Raw genomic sequence first — 17,141 nt, 5'->3', positions numbered from 1 at the left:
CCCATGACGGTGCCGCCGTGGGCGGCGATCTGGGAGGCGTTGGCGGTGAGGTGGTTGGCCTGGCGGGCGTTCTCGGCGTTCTGCTGGACGGTGGCGGTGAGCTGCTCCATGGCGGCGGCGGTCTGCTCCAGGGAGCTGGCCTGCTGCTCGGTGCGGCCGGAGAGGTCCTGGTTGCCGGAGGCGATCTCGCTGCTGGCCAGGCGCACGGACTCGGAGGATTCGCGGATGCGCACGAGGACGGCGGCGATCTTGTCGACGAAGTGGTTGAAGGCGCGGGCGATCTGGGTGAGCTCGTCGCTGCCATGGGTGGCGAGGCGGCGGGTGAGGTCGCCCTCGCCGGAGGCGATGTCCTCCAGGGCGTCGCGCACGACGGAGAGGCGGCGCAGCTGGCGGCTGACGGCGAAGGTGACGAGGCCGACGGCGGCGATGACGCAGAGCACGGTGATGGCGATGGCGACCTGCAGGAGGTCGCGCACGGGCTGGGTGGCCTCGGCGCGGTCGATGGCGACGGCCAGGACCCACGGCGTGCCCTCGACCTTGGCGGCGTAGAGCATCTGCGCGGTGCCGTCGATGGACACGTCGGCGCGGCCGCCCTCGTTCGCCAGCCGGGTGAGCAGCGCGCCGTCCAGCGTGGCCGCGATGGCGGTGACGGGCTTGAGGGCCAGATCGGCCCTGGGGTGGGCCAGGAGGTTCGACTGGCCGTCGAGCAGGAAGGCGAAGCTCTTGCCCATGGGGTGGATGCTGTTGACCTTGTTCGTCACGGTGTCCAGGTGCATGTCCGTGCCCACGACGGCGATCGGCTGGCCCGCCGGCCCCACGGGCTCGACGAAGCTGATCGTGAGCTTGCCCGTGCTGGCGTCCACGTAGGCGGGCGTGAGCGCCGGCCCTCCGGCCTGCACCGCCTGCTTGTACCAGGGGCGCGCCGTGCCGTCATAGCCTTCCGGCATGGGGTGGGCGAATACGTTGCGCTTGTCGGCCTGGACGAAGTAGGCGTCGTCGAAGGCCCCGGCCTGCTTGGCGGCCAGCAGGAAGGGCACGGGCTCGGCCTGTCCGACGGCCGTCTTGAGGGAGGTGGTGATGCGCTGCTTCTCCTTCACCCATTCCGCCAGCTCGCCCGCGTAGACGCGCGTGATCTGGCCGATGCGCTCATCCAGCCCCGACAGCGTGTTGCCGCGCACCACGAAGAACGTCGCCAGAGCCAGTGCGATGAGCGACAGCGTGGTAATGGCGATGCAGATCCCGATGAGGCGGGCTCGCAGGCTTTGGAACATCGGTGGGACTCCCTGGATATCTATTTGGCATGATCGCCTTGTTATCGACAATTGTTGAACTTTATCAACAGAGTGCGAAACAGGTGCCACAGGGCGGAAAATGTCCCCCCACGGCGCCCCCCCGGAGGCGCGTCTCCGTATCCTCGCGCCCTGCCTTATGAATTCACTGCAACTTTTCCTGCCCTGTGCCGCCGGCGTCGAGGGTTTCCTGGCCGACGAGGTGCACGGCCTCACGGGGCTGACCGGGCACGATCTGCTCACGGGGCGCGGCGGCGTGCTGGCGCGCGCGTCATGGCGCGAGGCGCTGCGCCTGAACCTGCACAGCCGCCTCGCGCAGCGCGTGCTGGTGCAGCTGGCCGAGCGGCCTTACCGTTCCGAGAACGACCTCTACGCCCTCGCGGGCGAGGTGGCCTGGGAGATCTGGTTCACGCCGCGCCAGAGCTTCCGCATCGACGTCACGGCCCAGCACAGCCCGCTCAACAGCCTCAACTTCGCCGCGCTGCGCGTGAAGGACGCCGTGGCCGACCGCTTCCGCGCCCGGGCCGGCGGCGTGCGGCCCGACGTGGACACGCAGCACCCCGACGTGCGCATCCACCTGCACCTGACCACCGACGTGGCCACCGTCTACATCGACACCTCGGGCGAGCCGCTCTTCAAGCGCGGCTGGCGCGAGGACAAGGGCGACGCGCCGCTCAAGGAGACGCTCGCGGCCGCGATGATCGCCGCCACCGGCTGGGACCCGCTGGGCGACGCGCCCCTGCCGCTGTACGACCCCTGCTGCGGCAGCGGAACGGTGCTCATCGAGGCCGCGCAGATGGCCTGCCGCATCCCACCGGGCCTCGCGCGGCGCTTTGCTTTCGAGAAGCTGCTGCCCCACCAGCCGCACGTGTGGTCGGCGCTCAAGGCCGAGGCCGAGGCCGGCATCCGCGAGAGCGCCGTGGGCCTCTTCGGCTCCGACGTGTCGCACCGCATGGTGGACTTCGCGCAGCGCAACGCCGAGCGCGCGGGCGTGGCCCGGGCCGTGCAGCTGCGCGGCGGCGACGCGCTGCAGCGCCTGCCGCCCTGCGAGCAGCCCGGCGTGATGCTGCTCAACCCGCCCTACGGCGAGCGCATCGCCGCCGCCGGCAGCGCGGGCCGCAACGCGGCGGACCGGGCCGCCGACCGCGCGCGCGGCGCCGCCGTGGGCCGCGAGGCCGCGCACCTGGACGAGGAGGGCGGCGAGTTCTTCAGCCGCCTCGCCACCCACTGGAAAAAGCACTACGCGGGCTGGCAGGCCTGGATGCTCACGCCCGACCTCAAGCTGCCCGGCCGCATGCGCCTGAAGGAATCGCGCCGCGTGCCGATGTGGAACGGTCCCATCGAATGCCGGCTGTTCCGCTTCGACATGGTGCGCGGCGCGCTGCAGGCCCGCCCGGCCGCGCGGGAGGGCGCCGATGCGGATTGAGCTGCGCCTGCCCGAGCGCCCCGGCGCGGGCGAGGCCGTGCGCCCCGTGGTGGTGGACACCAACGTCGCGCTCGACCTGCTGGTGTTCGCCGATCCGGCCACGGGCCCTCTGCGCGTGCTGCTCGACGCCGGGCGGCTGGCCTGGATCGCCACGCCCGTCATGCGCGACGAGCTGGAGCGCGTGCTGGACTACGCGCACCTGCTGCCGCGCATGGCCTACCACGGGCTGGACGCGGCGGCCGTGCTGCGCGCCTTCGATGCCCGGGTGCGCCTCGTGGACGTGGCGCCGCGCGTGGCCTATGTGTGCAAGGACGCCGACGACCAGAAATTCATCGACCTCGCGGCGGCGCACCGCGCCATCCTGCTGTCCAAGGACAAGGCCGTGATCTGCATGCGCAAGCGCCTCGCGGCCCTGGATGCGCACGTGGCCACGGCCATCGCCTGGGAGTCCGAGTCCGAGCCTGCGGCGGAGGCCGGCGCGCCCGCCATCGCCTGAGCCGCGCCCGGCGGCCCTTTCCCTCTTTCCCGATCTTTTTCCGCTTTCTTTTCCCCCATGTCCAATCTCATCGTGCACGGCGGCACGCCGCTTCGCGGCCGCATCACGCCCTCGGCCAACAAGAACGCGGTGCTGCCCGTGCTCTGCGCCACGCTGCTCACGCGCGAGCCCCTGCGGCTGCTGGGCGTGCCCGACATCACCGACGTGCGCAAGATCCTCGACATCTTCCGTGCGCTGGGCAGCAGCGTGCGCATGGACCACGCCACCGGCACGCTGGAGCTGCACCACGAGGCCACCGTGTTCGACGCGGCCGCGCACCGCCTGCCCGAGGAGATGCGCTCCTCGATCATGCTGGTGCCGCCGCTGCTCGCGCGCTTCGGCGTCGCGCGGCTGGAGGACAACGTGAAGGGCTGCACGCTGGGCGTGCGCGAGATCGATCCGCACGTGGACGTGTTCCGCCGCTTCGGCGCCGAGGTGGAGCGCGCCGAGGGCTCGCTGCTGGTGCGCCGCGCCGGCGCGCTCGCGCCCACCGACCACTGGCTGGACTACGCCTCGGTCACCACCACCGAGAACTTCGTGCTCTGCGCCGCGGGCGCGCCGGGCACCTCCACGCTCACCAACGCGGCCTCGGAGCCGCACGTGCAGGAGTTCTGCCGCTTCATGCGGATGCTGGGCGCGCGCATCAAGGGCATCGGCACCTCGCGGCTCACGGTGGAGGGCGGCATGCCGCTGGGCGGCGGCGAGTTCCGCTTCGACGAGGACTTCCACGAGATCACCACCTTCCTCGCGCTGGGCGCCATCACCGGCGGCGACGTGGTGGTGCGCAACAGCGCGCCGGAGAACTTTCCGCTCATCGACCGGACGTTCGCGAAGTTCGGCGTGGAGATCGCGCACGAGGACGGCTGGTCGCGCGTGCGCCGCGCGGGCCCCTTGAAGGTGCAGCAGCCCTTCACGGGCAACACGCTCACGAAGGTGGAGGCCGCGCCCTGGCCCTACTTTCCCGTGGACCTGCTGCCGATCTTCATCGCCCTGGGCGTGCGCGCCGAGGGCAACGCGATGTTCTGGAACAAGGTCTACGACGGCGCGCTGGGCTGGACGGGCGAGCTGTCGAAGTTCGGCGCGCACGTGTTCTCGTCCGATCCGCACCGCATCGTGACCTTCGGCGGGCAGGCGCTCGTGCCCGCCGTGGTCGAGAGCCCCTACATCATCCGCGTGGCGATCGCGCTCTTCATGGTGGCGGCCAGCATCCCCGGCCGCTCGGAGATCCGCCACGCCGCGCCGATCCGCCGCGCGCACCCGCGCTTCGTCGAGAACCTGCGCAGCCTGGGGGTGCGGGTGGAGTGGGCGAGTGAAGAGTAGAGAACAACCCCCCGAGCGGCTTTGCCGCTCCCCCCTTCTCTCGCTTCGCGGGAAGGGGGGCGACGCCGGTGGCCGGGCGGAGCCCGCTCCACGGCGTCTGCTGGCGTGGCCTGCTCCGCGGCCTTCTGATGGGTGAGGCCGTGTGGGGGCGCAGGCCGTAGTCTGCTTGTGGCGCGGTGAATCCTGACGGTTGACGCCAAGTAACGCGGCGCTACGGCGCTAGCAGGTCGTAGGCGGCGCGCACGCGCTGCAGGTCGCGGCCCCAGCGGCGGTCCTGGGGCAGGCGGCGCAGCCAGGTGAGGCGGCGCACGGTCTGCTCCATCACGGCGCGCAGCGCCGCATCGCGCGTGGTGAGCCCGGTGACCAGTTCGGCGCGGGCCGTGTCCAGCGCACCGGCCTCGCGCAGGTAGAGCGCGGTGGACTGGGCGTAGCAGAGCAGGTCGCGCGCCTGGCATACGGGCAGGGGCAGGGCGGCGGCGGGGTCGTCCTCGAAGTCCAGGTAGCCCACCACGCCGTCGGGGCAGCGCACGAGGTTGCGCGCGAAGGCCTGGCTCAGGCAGGCGCCGTGCGCGTGCACGGCATCGATCGCCGCGAGGCCCTGGCGCCAGAGCGCCAGCACGGCGCCGGGCCCGTGCGGCACGGCGTGGTCGATCTCGTTGCCCAGCGAATGGGTCTCCTCGCCGGGGCGGCCCAGGTCGCGCATGAGGAAGCCGTCCGCCTGCGCGGCCAGCACCTCGGGCACGCGCAGGCCCAGGGCGGCGAAGCCGCGCAGGCGCCGCACCTCGGTGGCGATGGCCTCGGCGCCACCCGGCACGGGCACGGGGCGCAGCACGGGCAGGCGCAGCAGGCGGGCGAGCAGGGCCTGGGCGCGGTGGCGGCCGGGCCCGCGCGCCGGCGCGGCGCGCTTGAGCCAGACCTGCACGCCCTGCACCTCGTGGCGCTGCACGCTGGGCGCCGGCGCGGCCAGCCGTTCGCGCAGAAAGCCGTCCCAGTCGGGCCGGGGGGCGGGCGCGGGCAGGGCGTCGGGAGCGGGGGGCATGGCGGACATGGCGGGGGCGGAAAAAGGCGGGAAATCGGGCGCGCGGCTACACTCGCCGCCTCGGGAGCGCGGATGCGGGCCCAGCCCGCCGCGGCGGCATCATAGAGGGTGCCTGCCTGCCCGGGCGGCCTCCCGCCGCCGATCCGCCCCCCTGCGGCACCGGGTGCCGCCATGGCCCCGACATCTTTTCGACCCCGCCCGCGCGCCCTGCGCAGGAGCCCCACATGACCGATTCCCACGCCCCCACGCCCGCCGACGACGCCCTGGCCCCGGCCGGCGCCGCCCCCGCGCTCAGCAACGACGATCTCGACGAGCTGGACACGCTGCTCGACGACCTGCGCTCGCGCGCCGAGGAAATCCCGCAGTGGGAGTTCTGCGACGGCTTCCTCACCGCCCTCGCGTGCACGCGCCGCCCCATCCCGCCGGCCGAATACCTGCCCATGCTGCTGGACGACGGCGGCCCGATGGAGCTGGTGGCCGAGGGCAGCGCCTTGCCGCGCCTGCCCGCCTTCCAGGACGACGCGCAGCAGGCGCGCTTCGTGGAGCTGTGGATGCGCCGCTGGGACGAGGTGTCGAGCCAGCTCGATGCGCCGGTGGAGTCGCTCGACGCAGAGCAGGCCTTCCAGCCCGAGGTGATGGACATGCGCGGCGCCATCGCCTGCCTGCCCGAGGCCGAGCGCGCCGAGATGGCCGGCCAGGACGTGCCCTCGTTCGGCCAGGTCTGGGCCCTGGGCTTCATGTTCGCGGTGGAGAACTGGCCCGAGGAATGGGCCGCGCCGCGCGACAAGGAGGCCGCGCAGTGGCTCGACGGCGCGCTCGACCACATCGTCGCGCTGACCGAGGACGACACCGGCCGCCCCACCGTCAACATGTACGCCGAGGACGGCCCGCCCAGCGTGAGCGAGGACCGGCTGGAGGTGTTCGGCGAGGCCGTGTGGGCGGTCTATGACCTGCGCCAGCTCTGGAAGAGCCTGGGCCCGCGCGTCGAATCCGTGCGCCGCGCGGACACCCCCGGCCGCAACGACGTGTGCAGCTGCGGCAGCGGCAAAAAGTACAAGAAGTGCTGTGGTGCCACGGCCTGAGCGGCCGCCGTCCTTCCTTTTCCCCCGCCTCGCTCCGCACCCCTCGACGCGCGCCCCCGGCGCGCGTCGTCTTTTGCGCCTCCTGCTCCCCGGACCCCTTCCCATGCGCTCCACCGTTCTCTCCCGCCTGCGCGCCGAATGGGCGCCCAGCATTCCGCGCGAGCTGCTCGCCGGCGCGGTCGCCACCTTCGCGCTGATCCCGGAGGTGATCGCGTTCTCGTTCGTCGCGGGCGTCGATCCGTCCGTGGGCCTGTTCGCCTCGTTCGTCATCAGCCTCGTGATCGCCTTCGCGGGCGGGCGGCCCGCCATGGTGTCGGCGGCGGCCGGCTCGGTGGCGCTGGTGGCCGCGCCGCTCGTGCAGTCGCACGGCATCGGCTATCTGTTCGCGGCGGGGCTCCTGGCCGGCGTGGTGCAGGTGGCGTTCGGGCTGCTGCGCATGGGCGTGCTGGTGCGCTTCGTTTCCAGCTCGGTGCGCACGGGCTTCGTGAACGCGCTGGCGGTGCTGATCTTCTCGGCGCAGTGGCCGCACCTGCGCGGTGCCAGTGCCATGACCTGGGCGATGCTGGCGCTGGGGCTGGCCATCATCTACGGCCTGCCGCGCCTGGGCGCCTGGCTGGGCTGGCGCGCGCTCACGGCGATCCCGTCGCCGCTGGTGTGCGTGGTGGCGCTCACGGCGCTGGCCTCCGGCATGGGGCTACTGCTGCCCACCGTGGCCGACCTGGGCACGCTGCCCGATGCGCTGCCCGCCTTCGCGCTGCCCGGCGTGCCGTTCACGCTGGAGACGCTGCGCGCCATCGCGCTGCCGGCGCTGGCCATCGCGCTCGTGGGCCTGCTCGAATCGGTGCTCACGGCCGCCGTGGTGGACGAAATGACCGACACGCCCAGCGACAAGAACCGCGAATGCGCGGGCCTGGGCCTGGCCAACATCGCGGCCAGCCTGTTCGGCGGCATCGCGGGCTGCGGGATGATCGGGCAGGCCGTGGGCAACGTGAAATACGGCGGGCGCGGGCGCCTGTCCACGCTGTTCGCGGGCGTGTTCCTGCTGGTCCTGATGGTGGCGCTGAAGGACTGGGTGTCGCGGGTGCCGGTGATCGCGCTCGTGGCCATCATGGTGATGGTGTCGGCGTCCACCTTCGACTGGCAGTCGCTGGGCACCCTGGCGCGGCATCCGCGCACCTCCAGCGCCGTGATGCTGGCCACCGTGGCCGTGACGCTCGCCACCCACAACCTCGCGGCCGGCGTGGCCGTGGGCGTGGCGCTGAGCGGCGTGTTCTTCGCCTTCAAGGTGGCGCGCCTGCTCGACGTGCGCGCCGAGGACGACGCCGCCACGGGCCGGCGCACGTGGCGCGTGTCGGGCCAGGTGTTCTTCGCCTCGGCCGATGCGTTCATCGATGCCTTCGACATCCTGGCCGCCGAGGGTCGGCCGGTGCGCATCGATGTCTCGCGCGCCCACTTCTGGGACGTGACGGCCGTGGCCGCGCTGGAGAAGGTGGTGGCGCGGCTGCGACACCACGGGTGCGGCGTGGAGGTGGTGGGGATGAACGAGGCGAGCGCGGGGCTGGTGGAGCGGCAGGGGGGCGGCTGACGCGGCGGCCCCGGACGCCTTCTTCCACCGATGGCGTCCCCCCCTCGTCGCGCTATGCCAGGCGCCCCTCGCGCTGCAGGCGCATGCCGATGCGCCGGATCTCGGCCTCGCCCCGGGCCAGCGCTTCCCGGCTCGTGTGCACCGAGTACGGGCCCGTCACCAGCGGGTGCGGGTGCTTCGCCGCCGAGCCCAGCATGAAGCCGGTATCACCCTGGGCGACGAAGTCGATGGCTTCGCCGGATTCTTCGAAGACGGCGAGCTCTCCGGCACCCACCGGCCCGCCCGCGTCGAGCCGGCCCGAGCAGACGGCCACCCAGGCGACGGCGTGGCCGGCGGGCGGTGCATAGCGCCAGCGTTCGCCGTCTTTCAGCGAGACCGCCAGATAGTTCATCGACCCCGGTGCCGCGATGGGGCTGTGCGCCGCGCCATGGCGCCCGAGCAGCACGCGCGCCGGCCCTTCCCGCGGCACGTGCCCGGGCGGGAGGTAGAGGCTTTCCGCGGGGCCATCCTCGTGCGGCGGGGGCAGCGCCACCCAGAGCTGGACGCCCTGCACCGGCCCGCTGCCGAGCGGCGCGCCCGCATGCCACGCGCCGCCGCCGGCCTGCATCCATTCGACGCCGCCCGTGGGCAGCACGCCGCTCTTGCCGGTGGTGTCTTCGTACCATGCCTCGCCCTGGATCATGAAGGTCAGCGTTGCGATGCCCGAGTGCGGATGCATTCCGAAGCCCCCGGGCCCGGTGGCGGGCGTGAAGCCGAAGAGATCGAGAAACACGAAGGGTTTCAGGAGCCTGCCCAGATCGCCCGGACTCGCCAGGCGCGTGATCGGCCCGTGGGTGTGGCCGCGGGTGCGCAAAACGATGGCCCGTGCCCGGGCGGCGACGTCCGCGGTCATGCGGCCTGCCTCGCGGCCCGGCGCTGCGCGGCCCCGTGCTTTGGCGGGGCCCAGGCCGGCGACGCGGGTTCGCCGCAGCGGCCCTCGCGCGCCGATCCGATCACGGTGCCGAGGCGGGGGAGTTCAGAGGGCATGGAGTGCTCCTGGGAATGGATGTGGAGGGGCGCGGCATCAGCGCGCCGGCCGCTGCCGCCAGGCGACGAAGGCCGAGAGCACGCCCAGGACCATGGCGGGCGCGGGGTTGCCGCCGATCAGGACGAGGTGGGTCGCCGTCGCGCAGACCATGGTGGCGGTCAGCAGCAGGCCGCCGAGGAAGCCGGTCGCGGGCACGAGCAGCAGCGCGGCGCCGGCGATCTCGACGGCGCCTGTCAGGTAGCGGAACCATGTGCCGAAGCCGATGGCGTCGAACACCTGGACCATCTGCGGCACGCCGGCGAGCTTGGCGATGCCGGCGGCGCCGAAGGCCAGGGCCAGAAGGATGCGCACCCCCCAGACGACGCGGCGCTGGGTGGGTGGCGTGGAGAGGGTGGGGGCCATGGAAAGCGGGGTCCTTTGCGGCGTTGGGTGGAAGAACGGGAGAAGTCCCGGTGCACGCCAGCTTAGGAGGCCCTCGATTGCTAGACTAGGCGTCGCAATTGGATTGCACTCATCCGCCAATGAAAGGAATCGATCCGGTGCTGGATCTGAACGACGTCGCCATGTTCGTGCAGGTGGTGCGCTGCGGCAGCTTTGCCGAGGCGGCGCGGCGGCTGGGGCTGCCGCCCAACACCGTCAGCCGGCGCATCCAGCAGCTCGAAGCCCGGCTGGGCACGCGCCTGATGCAGCGGTCCACGCGGCGGCTCACCCTCACCAGCGCCGGCCAGGCCTTCCACGAGCGCTGCGCGGGCCCGGTCGATGGGCTGCTCGGGGCCGGGCAGGCGCTGATGGCGAGCGGCCAGGAGCCGAGCGGCCTGGTGCGCGTGGCGGCCACTGCGGATTTCTTCGATTTCTTCCCGATGGAGTGGGTGGCCGAGTTCCTGGCCGCGCACCCGCGGGTGCGGCTCGATTTCGTGCTCAGCGATGTCCAGGCCGACCTGATCACCGAGCAGATCGACGTTGCGTTCCGCGGCGGCGCGCTGTCCGATTCGGGCTATGTCGGCCGCCAGATCCTCGGCGCCGCCAGCGGGGGGCTGGTCGCCAGCCCCGGCTACATCGCTGCGCGCGGCGCGCCCGCCACGCTGCAGGATCTGGCGCGGCACGACTGCGTGACCGTGGCGCACCCCGGCGGCCGTGCCACGTGGCGCCTGACCGGCCCCGACGGGGTGGAGGAGGACGTGTCGGTGGCCGGCCGCTTCACGGGCAACGCCGCCCAGGCCCGGCGCAAGGCCACGGAGACCGGCCTGGGCATCGCGCTGCTGCCCTCCGCCCTGGCCCGGGCCGGACTGCGGTCCGGCGTGCTCGTGCCGGTGCTCCCGCAATACCGGCGCATGGGCCAGGGGCTCAACGCGCTGTTCCCGAGCCGCCGGCACCGCCCCGCGGCGGTGACGGCCTTCGTGGCGCTGGTGTCGCAGAAACTGGAGAGGCTGGAAGCCGGGCCGTGGTGACGGAGCCCGGCCGGCCCGCCGGACTGGCCGGGCCCGGGGGTATCAGAAGCTGGCCCAGTCGTCCTGGCCGGCCCCGCCGGCCACCGCCAGGGAGGCCTTGGCGGGCCGGGGCGGCGATGCGCGCCCGGAGGGAGCCCAAGGACAGGCGGGGCGCCGCAGGGGTGGCCCCCCGGACCGGGGTGGCGCGGCGGGCGCCAGACTCAGGTCGTGGTGGAGCCAGAACTGGCTCACCGCATCCACCAGCTTGCCGGCCTCCACTTTCGACTGGCAGTCGCTGGGCACCCTGGCGCGGCATCCGTGCACCTCCAACGCCTAATGTTGGCCACCCGAACGCTTCTTCGCGTTGATTACTGGCGAGGCGATCAGCCGTGGCTCGTTTACCAGTGTCATGCAACTCGTGAGCTGCTTTGGCCCGTTCACTGACTCCGTGGCACCTTCTCAGGCCATTTTCAGAACCTTGAAAGGGTCGATGCCACGCTCGCGTAGCTGTTGATGTGCAAGCAAGTACTTCGTGGGCCCGCCGATTCCAAGACGCTTTCTTGCCGCTTCCAGAGGCTCGGCCATCATTGCCATCACATCCTCGGCATAGATAGGCAGTGCAGTCTTCCCGTGGCGCTTCGCTTCTGAGACCGACGCCCAGGCAGATGCGGTTATTTTGCTCTGCCGACCGATTTCCAAGGCTGCGCCCCAAGGAAAAATGTGGTCAGCCTCTCCCCAGGGAAATTGACCGGCTGAAAAGCCCAGAACGCATGCTTCGCCCAATGCATCTCGGCCATAGCCGGTCAGAACGTGAACCAGATCATGGGTGTCTCGAAGCCTGTCATGAAGCCACTGCATCTGGTCTGCATAACTAGGGATTCCCGACTTTTCCGACTCGGCCACCAAACCCGCGGCGGACAGGTTTTCGTTGCGCATGAAGGATAAATAGGCGTGCGCGACACTGTCGGAAGGCATAGCCTCCAGGGTACGGTGGTCATCCAGCAGATGGGGGAGATCGGGTTCCTTCGCCATCAGGGTGCGACCGCGCTCACTCTCGCAAAACCGCTCTACCAGCGTCACCGTGCGTTGTGTCATAAGACATTCGGACATGTGGAAATACTGGGCCGTGTCTTCCTTATCGGCCATGAGTTTGCGGAAGTGCCCCAATGCGCGCAACGGGCGCAGTTTCGGGCGTGGACGATCAGCATGAAAAAAATGATAAGAAACGATGTCAGCCATGACTCTTCTTCCCAACCAGGTTTCGCCGCGCGCCACGGCAAAAAAGGGAACACATAGCTGGCAACCGTCAGTCGCATGCTGGGCGCATGTTTCCCTTTGCGCTTCTTGATGGTAGGCAAAGAAAAAAGGCGTAATAGCCTTGGCTGCCGGAGGTGTTTGATTAGCCGCTGGAACTGCGGCCGGTTGGTTACCGATGCGAATTTTCCAGAAAACCTTGTCGATCGCGGCTGGGGTGAGGATGGCTGTGTTGACTGCGGTCCTTTGTAACGTTTGCGGATACCGCCTCTCTATGCTTTGCATTAGATGGATTGGTGCGATCTGAACAGCCCGTGACAGCCGGAAAACCGCGAAAACGCAAAGATCCTATTGCACCAATTCCTACCCGTGGAGCGCTTGCGAGGGGCGCTGCGATCGGAATGCCCTCGGTACCCCGCGGATTTGAAGAACAGCCGGCGCGGCAAACGCTCGACGGGGCCGCCCACAAGTCTTTCAGGAGTCGATAGCCGCCCTCGATGACAAGAGGCTTCGCTATCCCCCACTGGAATATCGACCAGCGGTGCGGCACTCAGGAATCGATACCGCCATATTGTCTGGCTCGATCATCCCCGGGTCCACCACTCTGCAAGTCTCTTCAACGCATGCCGTACCGTCGCCGCCCGCACGGCCGCGCGATCGCCTGGGAAGCGCACCACCTCGCTGTACGTCACCCCCTCCACGCACCACCCGAACCACACCGTCCCCACGGGTTTGTCGGCGCTGCCGCCGGAGGGCCCGGCCACGCCGGTCACGGCCAGCGCCACCTGGGCGCGGGAGTGGCGCACCGCGCCCTCGGCCATGGCGCGGGCCACGGGCTCGCTCACGGCGCCGTGGGCCTCGATGAGCGCGGCGGGCACGCCCAGCAGCTCGGTCTTGGCGGCGTTGGAGTAGGTGACGAAGCCGCGCTCGAACCACTGGCTCGACCCGGCGAGGTCGGTGCAGGCGCCGGCGATCAGGCCGCCGGTGCAGCTCTCGGCGGTAGCCAGCATCCAGCTCCGGGCGGCCAGGGTGCGTGCGATATGGGCCAGATCGGCTTCATGTCGCCGTATTTGCTCGATAGTTTGCTCTTCTTTTAGGAGCAATCCGGCCGCCACGCCGGCCGGCGGGCGGGGGGCGCTCACCACAGCGCCCTCCAGAGCGCGATCACGAACAGCGTGCAGAACGCGGCCACGAAGTCGTCGAACAGGATGCCCCAGCCGCCGCGCCAGCCCAGGCCCTTGAAGCGCCCGTCGGCCCAGGCGACGGGGCCGGGCTTGGCGGCGTCGAAGCCGCGGAACAGCGCGAAGGCCGCGCACTGGCCCCAGAAGCCCATGGGCATGGCGAGCCAGAGCACGCACCAGAAGGCGACGATCTCGTCCCACACGATGCAGCCGGGGTCGGCCACGCCCAGGTGGCGCGCGGTGGTGGTGCAGGCCCACCAGCCCACGAGCGTGCCGGCCAGGATCAGCAGGCCGATCTGCAGCGGCGACAGCCATTGCTGCAGCAGCAGGTAGGCGAGCCAGGCCCAGGCCGTGCCCACGGTGCCGGGCGCGCGCGGCGAGAGGCCCGCGCCGAAGCCCAGGGCGATCCAGTGCGCGGGGTGGGCCCGCAGGAAGGCGGCGGTGGCGCCCGCCCGGCGCGGCCCGGTGGCGGAGGGCGTGGTGGTGTTCATGGCCGGGATTCCTTCAGTTCGATGTCCTTGGCGTGGCGCACGGTGTGCTCGGCCGAGAAGCGCGCGGCCGCGCCCGGCGCCAGCGTCTGCTGCCACGCGACCGTGCCGGCGGTGCCTTCCCAGGCCGTGGAGAGGGGCGGGGGCGTGTAGCGCGATTCGACCTCGACCTTCTCGTTGCGCGAGACGGGGGCGGTGTCGAGCACCTGCAGCGTGATGGGCGCGGTGTGGCGGTTCTCCACGCGGTAGGCCAGCAGGGTGCGGCGCTCCACGCGCGCGCCCGTGAGGCCGGCGGTGCCGGTGACTTCCTGCGGGGGCTCGGCCCGCACGGTCACGAGGTCGTCGGGGCCGAACCACAGCCGGGCCTTGCCGTCCGAGGGCCCGTTGTCGCCGCCGGCGGAGAAGTCGAGCCGGCCGTTGCCCACGAAGGCGCCGTCGCGGTACAGGCCCACGGGCCCGGCGGGCCAGGGGCCGGCCGGCGGCGCGATCTCGGCCACGAGGTAGGCGGTTTCCTGCGCGGCGGGCACGGCGCGGGTGACGAGGCGGGCCGGTGCGTCCACCGTGCCCAGCAGCAGGGTGGTGCGCTGGCCGTTCGCGGGCACGGTGAGGCGCTGCGGCACCTCGAAGCGCGTGGCGTAGCCGCCGGCGAAGGCGGTGATGTCGAAGTGGGGCAGGGGCTCTTGCGCCACCGCGGCCTCGGGGGCCGGCGCGGGGGCCGCCAGCGCGGCGGGCGCCACCGACCTGCGCAGGCTCTGCGCTTCTGGCGGCGCCGGCCGGGCCACGTCCAGCGTCCACGGGCCGGGCCGGGGGCCCTGCGCGGCGCGCGCGGCGGCCTGGGTGGTCAGCGCCAGCCGCACGTTGCTCCAGTCCTCGCCGCTGCGCTGGGCGACCACGGCCAGGCGCTCCAGCACCACCGCGCCGGTGGCCGTGTCCAGCCGCGCGCGGTAGCCGGGCTGCCAGCCGGGGCCGCGCACCTGGTAGGTGAGGCGCAGATCGGCGTCGCGGTCGGTGGCCAGGTTCACGGCCACCGAGACGGCCCGTGCGCGCGGCCCGCCCGAGGCGCGGTCGCGCTCGGCGCGCAGCGGCTTCAGGTCGCGCTCCAGGGCTTCCTGGCGGCGCTGCAGCGGCGTGAGGCGCGCGAGGGTGTCGGCGGTGGTCTTGCGCAGCGCCTCGGCCGTGGCCGGGATCTGCGCCGCGGCCGGGGCGGTCGTGGCGGGCGGCGCGGTGCCCTGGCCGTCGCGGGCCGGGCCGCCGGCCACGCCCTGCAGGTAGCGGTCCGCGCGCTGCAGCGCGGCGATCTCGGCCTGCACGCCGGCGATCTGGTCCTCCAGCGCGCGGATGCGTTCGTCGAGCGGATGGGCGCAGCCGGCGGCCACGTCGCGGTCCTCGGTGGCGACCTTGAACTCGCCCACGCGCACGCCGGCGTCGGCGCTGATCTGCAGGCTGTCGGCGTCCAGGCTGGCCGGCAGGCAGGTGAAGGTGGCGCCGCGCGCGCCCGCCGCGATGCGCGCGGTGCGCTCCACGGTGGCGATGCCCGGCGCGACGGTCACCTGCGTGATGCGCGAGGCGACGGGGGGCGGCTCCTGCGCGCCGGCCGTGCCGTGCGGCAGGGCGAGCGCCGCGCAGGCGGCCAGGGCCGCAAGGGCCCCGCCGGGGCGCGGAGCGTTCCTGGCGGCAAGGGGGGCGTGGGGCGGCAGGCCCGGCGGGCGTGCGAGGTTCATCGGCGGCTCCTTCTCTCCGGGGGGAGAGGGGAGGGCCATCCTAGCAGCGCCGCCGCGCGGGAGGCGTGGAGCGGGCGGGGGCCGGGTTTTCAGGCCCGAAACCCGGCCATGTCGCCGTCTTTTCTATGAAGTTTGCTATATCTTCTATAGCAATCGGATGCTGCGCACCGCTCGCCACCGCCTTACCGGACGGGCGCGATGTAGGCGATCAGCCGGCCCATGCGGCGAATCCACTCCGAGGTGACGATGAACTGGGGCTTGTCCTTCTTCACGTACGGTGCGACGTCGGGCGGGTTGTCGGCCGGGTAGGGCGAGGTGTCGTAGGGATCGCCCACGTGCTTGCTGCGGTAGGCCGTGCCCGTGTAGGCCGCGGCGGGGCCGTCGCCCTGGTAGGCGTTGACGATCTCGGGCACGGGCGAGGTCCAGTAGCTCTTCTGGCCCAGGTCCTGCACCAGGCCCTGGGCCTCGCTCTCGGGCACCGTGGGCGTGGCCATGGTCGCGCCGACGAAGAGGTCGGGAAAGTCCACCTCGCGGATCGAGAAATAGGTCGGCAGGGCGCGTGTGGCGCCCCCGCGCAGCGGCGAGCGCGCAACCATGTCGGCCACGTCCCGGTCGCTCATGGCGGCCAGGCGCGCATGGGTCGATTCGAGCCCCGCGATGTCGATGGCGCGGCCCGCCGAGTAGTGGCTGAGGGTGTTGGTGTAGTCCTTGTCGGCGTAGTAGCCGCCGTTGTGGATGTTGGAGCCGTAGCGGTGCACGTAGAGCGGATCGTTGGTGCCCAGCTCCACGAAGGTGGGGTGCGTGCGCCCGCCGCCCAGCAGCGAGTTGGCCGCGACGGCGGCGGCCGGCAGCGGGCAGGTCTTGAGCCAGGCGATCGCCTCGGGGATGCGCGCCAGGTACTTGCGGTCGCCGGTGAGCTGGAAGTAGTTGAAGAGCTGGCGGATGTTGGTCTGCGTGGTGTGCGTGGCGAGCGAGCGCGGCTCGTAGCTGCGCGCGCCGGCCGGGGCACCGGCGGGCCGCCCGTCCATCGGCCGCGACAGGTGCTGCAGGCTCCAGCCGGCCTGCGGGCCGGTCTGCTGCATGAGGCGCATGCACTCCATCGCGCTCTGGATGCTCGGCACGAGGCGCGTCTCGCCCAGCGCGACCACGCACATCGTGAGGAACTTGATGTTCTCGCCCATCACGTCGTCGTTGAAGGTGACGTGCAGGGTGTAGTCGCCATCCTCCATGCCCTGGTGCGCGCCCGCCGGCACCTGCGCGGGGTAGGGCGAGGGCATGCTGCCCACCGAGCCGGGAAAGTGCGGGAAGCGCTGCGGCCAGCCGCCGCTGGCGATGCCCCATTCGGGGCCGAACTGCGCGTTCACCACGAAGTCGATGGCCTTGCGCAGCGGCGCGAGGAAGCGGGCATCGCGCCGCTCCAGGTACATGCGCAGCAGCAGCTGCGAGGCCACGGCCGTGCCCGCGTCGTCGAAGGTGGCGTTGCCGTAGTAGTGCTGGAACTCCTCCAGCCGCCAGCCGTTCCTGCCGATGGTGTCGTACCACCGGCGCAGCGAAGTCGTGGATGTAGTTCCAGCCGCCGGCGGTGTGCTGCGCGGCCACGACGGCGAGCGCGGTGCGTTCGGCGGCCTGGTAGTAGCGCTCGTCGCCCGTGGCGTGGAAGGCGTCCAGGTACACGTGGCCCACCGAGGGCGTGCCGGGCGGCTGGATCCAGCACATGGTGCGGTAGGCCTCCATCTCGCCGAAGGTCTGCTTCAGGTCGGGCGAGTA

At 71.8% G+C, this 17,141-nt stretch carries 17 protein-coding genes; 6 read left to right on the top strand and 11 right to left on the bottom strand.

Going from position 1 to position 17,141, the window contains the following annotated elements:
* The coding region (locus tag AX018_RS16105) for a methyl-accepting chemotaxis protein (RefSeq protein ID WP_111879133.1) at positions 1-1,271 on the bottom strand (1,271 nt) is incomplete at its 3' end.
* A gap of 157 nt (positions 1,272-1,428) precedes the next feature.
* On the opposite strand from AX018_RS16105, the gene AX018_RS16100 reads away from it, so the two are divergent.
* Genes AX018_RS16100 through AX018_RS16090 form a run of 3 tightly spaced genes read left to right on the top strand, consistent with a single transcriptional unit; the run spans position 1,429 to position 4,570 of the window.
* On the top strand, positions 1,429-2,715 hold the full coding sequence (locus AX018_RS16100; RefSeq protein WP_111879130.1) for a THUMP domain-containing class I SAM-dependent RNA methyltransferase: 1,287 nt from the start codon (positions 1,429-1,431) through the stop codon (positions 2,713-2,715).
* Complete coding sequence (locus AX018_RS16095) at positions 2,705-3,211, top strand: putative toxin-antitoxin system toxin component, PIN family (RefSeq protein ID WP_111879127.1); 507 nt, start codon at positions 2,705-2,707, stop codon at positions 3,209-3,211. The genes AX018_RS16100 and AX018_RS16095 overlap by 11 nt, the downstream gene beginning before the upstream one ends.
* A 57-nt stretch (positions 3,212-3,268) precedes the next feature.
* Complete coding sequence (locus AX018_RS16090) at positions 3,269-4,570, top strand: UDP-N-acetylglucosamine 1-carboxyvinyltransferase (protein ID WP_111879124.1); 1,302 nt, start codon at positions 3,269-3,271, stop codon at positions 4,568-4,570.
* A gap of 211 nt (positions 4,571-4,781) precedes the next feature.
* On the opposite strand, the gene AX018_RS16085 is transcribed toward AX018_RS16090, so the two are convergent.
* Positions 4,782-5,618: a hypothetical protein gene (locus AX018_RS16085; RefSeq protein WP_111879121.1), complete on the bottom strand. Its 837-nt coding sequence runs from the start codon at positions 5,616-5,618 to the stop codon at positions 4,782-4,784.
* Between the two features lie 215 nt (positions 5,619-5,833).
* Here AX018_RS16085 and AX018_RS16080 point away from each other — a divergent pair, with 215 nt between their 5' ends.
* Positions 5,834-6,691, top strand: coding sequence for a YecA/YgfB family protein (locus tag AX018_RS16080; protein WP_111879118.1), 858 nt, complete (start codon positions 5,834-5,836; stop codon positions 6,689-6,691).
* 103 nt (positions 6,692-6,794) lie between these two features.
* Positions 6,795-8,276: a SulP family inorganic anion transporter gene (locus tag AX018_RS16075; protein WP_111879116.1), complete on the top strand. Its 1,482-nt coding sequence runs from the start codon at positions 6,795-6,797 to the stop codon at positions 8,274-8,276.
* Between the two features lie 52 nt (positions 8,277-8,328).
* Here AX018_RS16075 and AX018_RS16070 read toward each other — a convergent pair whose 3' ends face one another.
* From AX018_RS16070 to AX018_RS16065, 3 genes are read right to left on the bottom strand one after another with little or no spacing between them, the layout of a single operon-like run.
* On the bottom strand, positions 8,329-9,168 hold the full coding sequence (locus tag AX018_RS16070; protein ID WP_111879114.1) for a pirin family protein: 840 nt from the start codon (positions 9,166-9,168) through the stop codon (positions 8,329-8,331).
* Positions 9,165-9,302, bottom strand: coding sequence for a hypothetical protein (locus AX018_RS25295; protein ID WP_170146285.1), 138 nt, complete (start codon positions 9,300-9,302; stop codon positions 9,165-9,167). Before AX018_RS25295 ends, AX018_RS16070 begins: the two co-directional genes overlap by 4 nt.
* A 37-nt stretch (positions 9,303-9,339) precedes the next feature.
* Positions 9,340-9,705 carry a DoxX family protein gene (locus AX018_RS16065; RefSeq protein WP_111879111.1) on the bottom strand — a complete coding sequence of 122 codons (366 nt, stop codon included), beginning with the start codon at positions 9,703-9,705 and terminating at the stop codon, positions 9,340-9,342.
* A gap of 137 nt (positions 9,706-9,842) precedes the next feature.
* Here AX018_RS16065 and AX018_RS16060 point away from each other — a divergent pair, with 137 nt between their 5' ends.
* Complete coding sequence (locus tag AX018_RS16060) at positions 9,843-10,751, top strand: LysR family transcriptional regulator (protein ID WP_111879147.1); 909 nt, start codon at positions 9,843-9,845, stop codon at positions 10,749-10,751.
* 42 nt (positions 10,752-10,793) lie between these two features.
* On the opposite strand, the gene AX018_RS24885 is transcribed toward AX018_RS16060, so the two are convergent.
* The 6 genes from AX018_RS24885 to AX018_RS16035 form a co-directional block, all read right to left on the bottom strand.
* Entirely contained in the window at positions 10,794-11,033 is a 240-nt protein-coding gene (locus AX018_RS24885; RefSeq protein ID WP_146749341.1) for a hypothetical protein, read from the bottom strand.
* A 156-nt stretch (positions 11,034-11,189) separates the two neighbouring features.
* The gene (locus tag AX018_RS16055) at positions 11,190-12,269 is read right to left on the bottom strand and encodes a Coq4 family protein (RefSeq protein ID WP_211322454.1); all 1,080 of its coding nucleotides are present in this window, start codon (positions 12,267-12,269) and stop codon (positions 11,190-11,192) included.
* Positions 12,270-12,568: 299 nt separating this feature from the next.
* Positions 12,569-13,063: a CinA family protein gene (locus AX018_RS16050; protein WP_415842276.1), complete on the bottom strand. Its 495-nt coding sequence runs from the start codon at positions 13,061-13,063 to the stop codon at positions 12,569-12,571.
* Positions 13,064-13,122: 59 nt separating this feature from the next.
* Positions 13,123-13,656 carry a phosphatidylglycerophosphatase A family protein gene (locus AX018_RS16045; protein ID WP_111879106.1) on the bottom strand — a complete coding sequence of 178 codons (534 nt, stop codon included), beginning with the start codon at positions 13,654-13,656 and terminating at the stop codon, positions 13,123-13,125.
* Positions 13,653-15,374, bottom strand: a complete 1,722-nt coding sequence (locus AX018_RS16040; RefSeq protein WP_111879103.1) for a DUF4139 domain-containing protein — start codon at positions 15,372-15,374, stop codon at positions 13,653-13,655. Before AX018_RS16040 ends, AX018_RS16045 begins: the two co-directional genes overlap by 4 nt.
* A gap of 182 nt (positions 15,375-15,556) precedes the next feature.
* A complete protein-coding gene (locus AX018_RS16035) occupies positions 15,557-16,825 on the bottom strand; it encodes a pectate lyase (protein ID WP_245951591.1) in 1,269 nt (422 codons plus the stop codon).
* Positions 16,826-17,141: the final 316 nt, after the last annotated feature.

The sequence above is a fragment of the Paracidovorax anthurii genome, from assembly GCF_003269065.1.
In the GTDB taxonomy this organism is placed as follows: domain Bacteria; phylum Pseudomonadota; class Gammaproteobacteria; order Burkholderiales; family Burkholderiaceae_C; genus Paracidovorax; species Paracidovorax anthurii.
The sequence above is the reverse complement of the archived record's forward strand: the minus strand, read 5'-3'. Positions and strand labels throughout refer to the sequence as shown.

Bases quoted from the DNA above. Each gene is read 5' to 3' on its own strand.
- AX018_RS16100 (WP_111879130.1), top strand. From the start codon at position 1,429: ATGAATTCACTGCAACTTTTCCTGCCCTGTGCCGCCGGCGTCGAGGGT.
- AX018_RS16095 (WP_111879127.1), top strand. From the start codon at position 2,705: ATGCGGATTGAGCTGCGCCTGCCCGAGCGCCCCGGCGCGGGCGAGGCC.
- AX018_RS16090 (WP_111879124.1), top strand. From the start codon at position 3,269: ATGTCCAATCTCATCGTGCACGGCGGCACGCCGCTTCGCGGCCGCATC.
- AX018_RS16085 (WP_111879121.1), bottom strand. From the start codon at position 5,618: ATGTCCGCCATGCCCCCCGCTCCCGACGCCCTGCCCGCGCCCGCCCCC.
- AX018_RS16080 (WP_111879118.1), top strand. From the start codon at position 5,834: ATGACCGATTCCCACGCCCCCACGCCCGCCGACGACGCCCTGGCCCCG.
- AX018_RS16075 (WP_111879116.1), top strand. From the start codon at position 6,795: ATGCGCTCCACCGTTCTCTCCCGCCTGCGCGCCGAATGGGCGCCCAGC.
- AX018_RS16070 (WP_111879114.1), bottom strand. From the start codon at position 9,168: ATGACCGCGGACGTCGCCGCCCGGGCACGGGCCATCGTTTTGCGCACC.
- AX018_RS25295 (WP_170146285.1), bottom strand. From the start codon at position 9,302: ATGCCCTCTGAACTCCCCCGCCTCGGCACCGTGATCGGATCGGCGCGC.
- AX018_RS16065 (WP_111879111.1), bottom strand. From the start codon at position 9,705: ATGGCCCCCACCCTCTCCACGCCACCCACCCAGCGCCGCGTCGTCTGG.
- AX018_RS16055 (WP_211322454.1), bottom strand. From the start codon at position 12,269: ATGCAAAGCATAGAGAGGCGGTATCCGCAAACGTTACAAAGGACCGCA.
- AX018_RS16045 (WP_111879106.1), bottom strand. From the start codon at position 13,656: ATGAACACCACCACGCCCTCCGCCACCGGGCCGCGCCGGGCGGGCGCC.
- AX018_RS16040 (WP_111879103.1), bottom strand. From the start codon at position 15,374: ATGAACCTCGCACGCCCGCCGGGCCTGCCGCCCCACGCCCCCCTTGCC.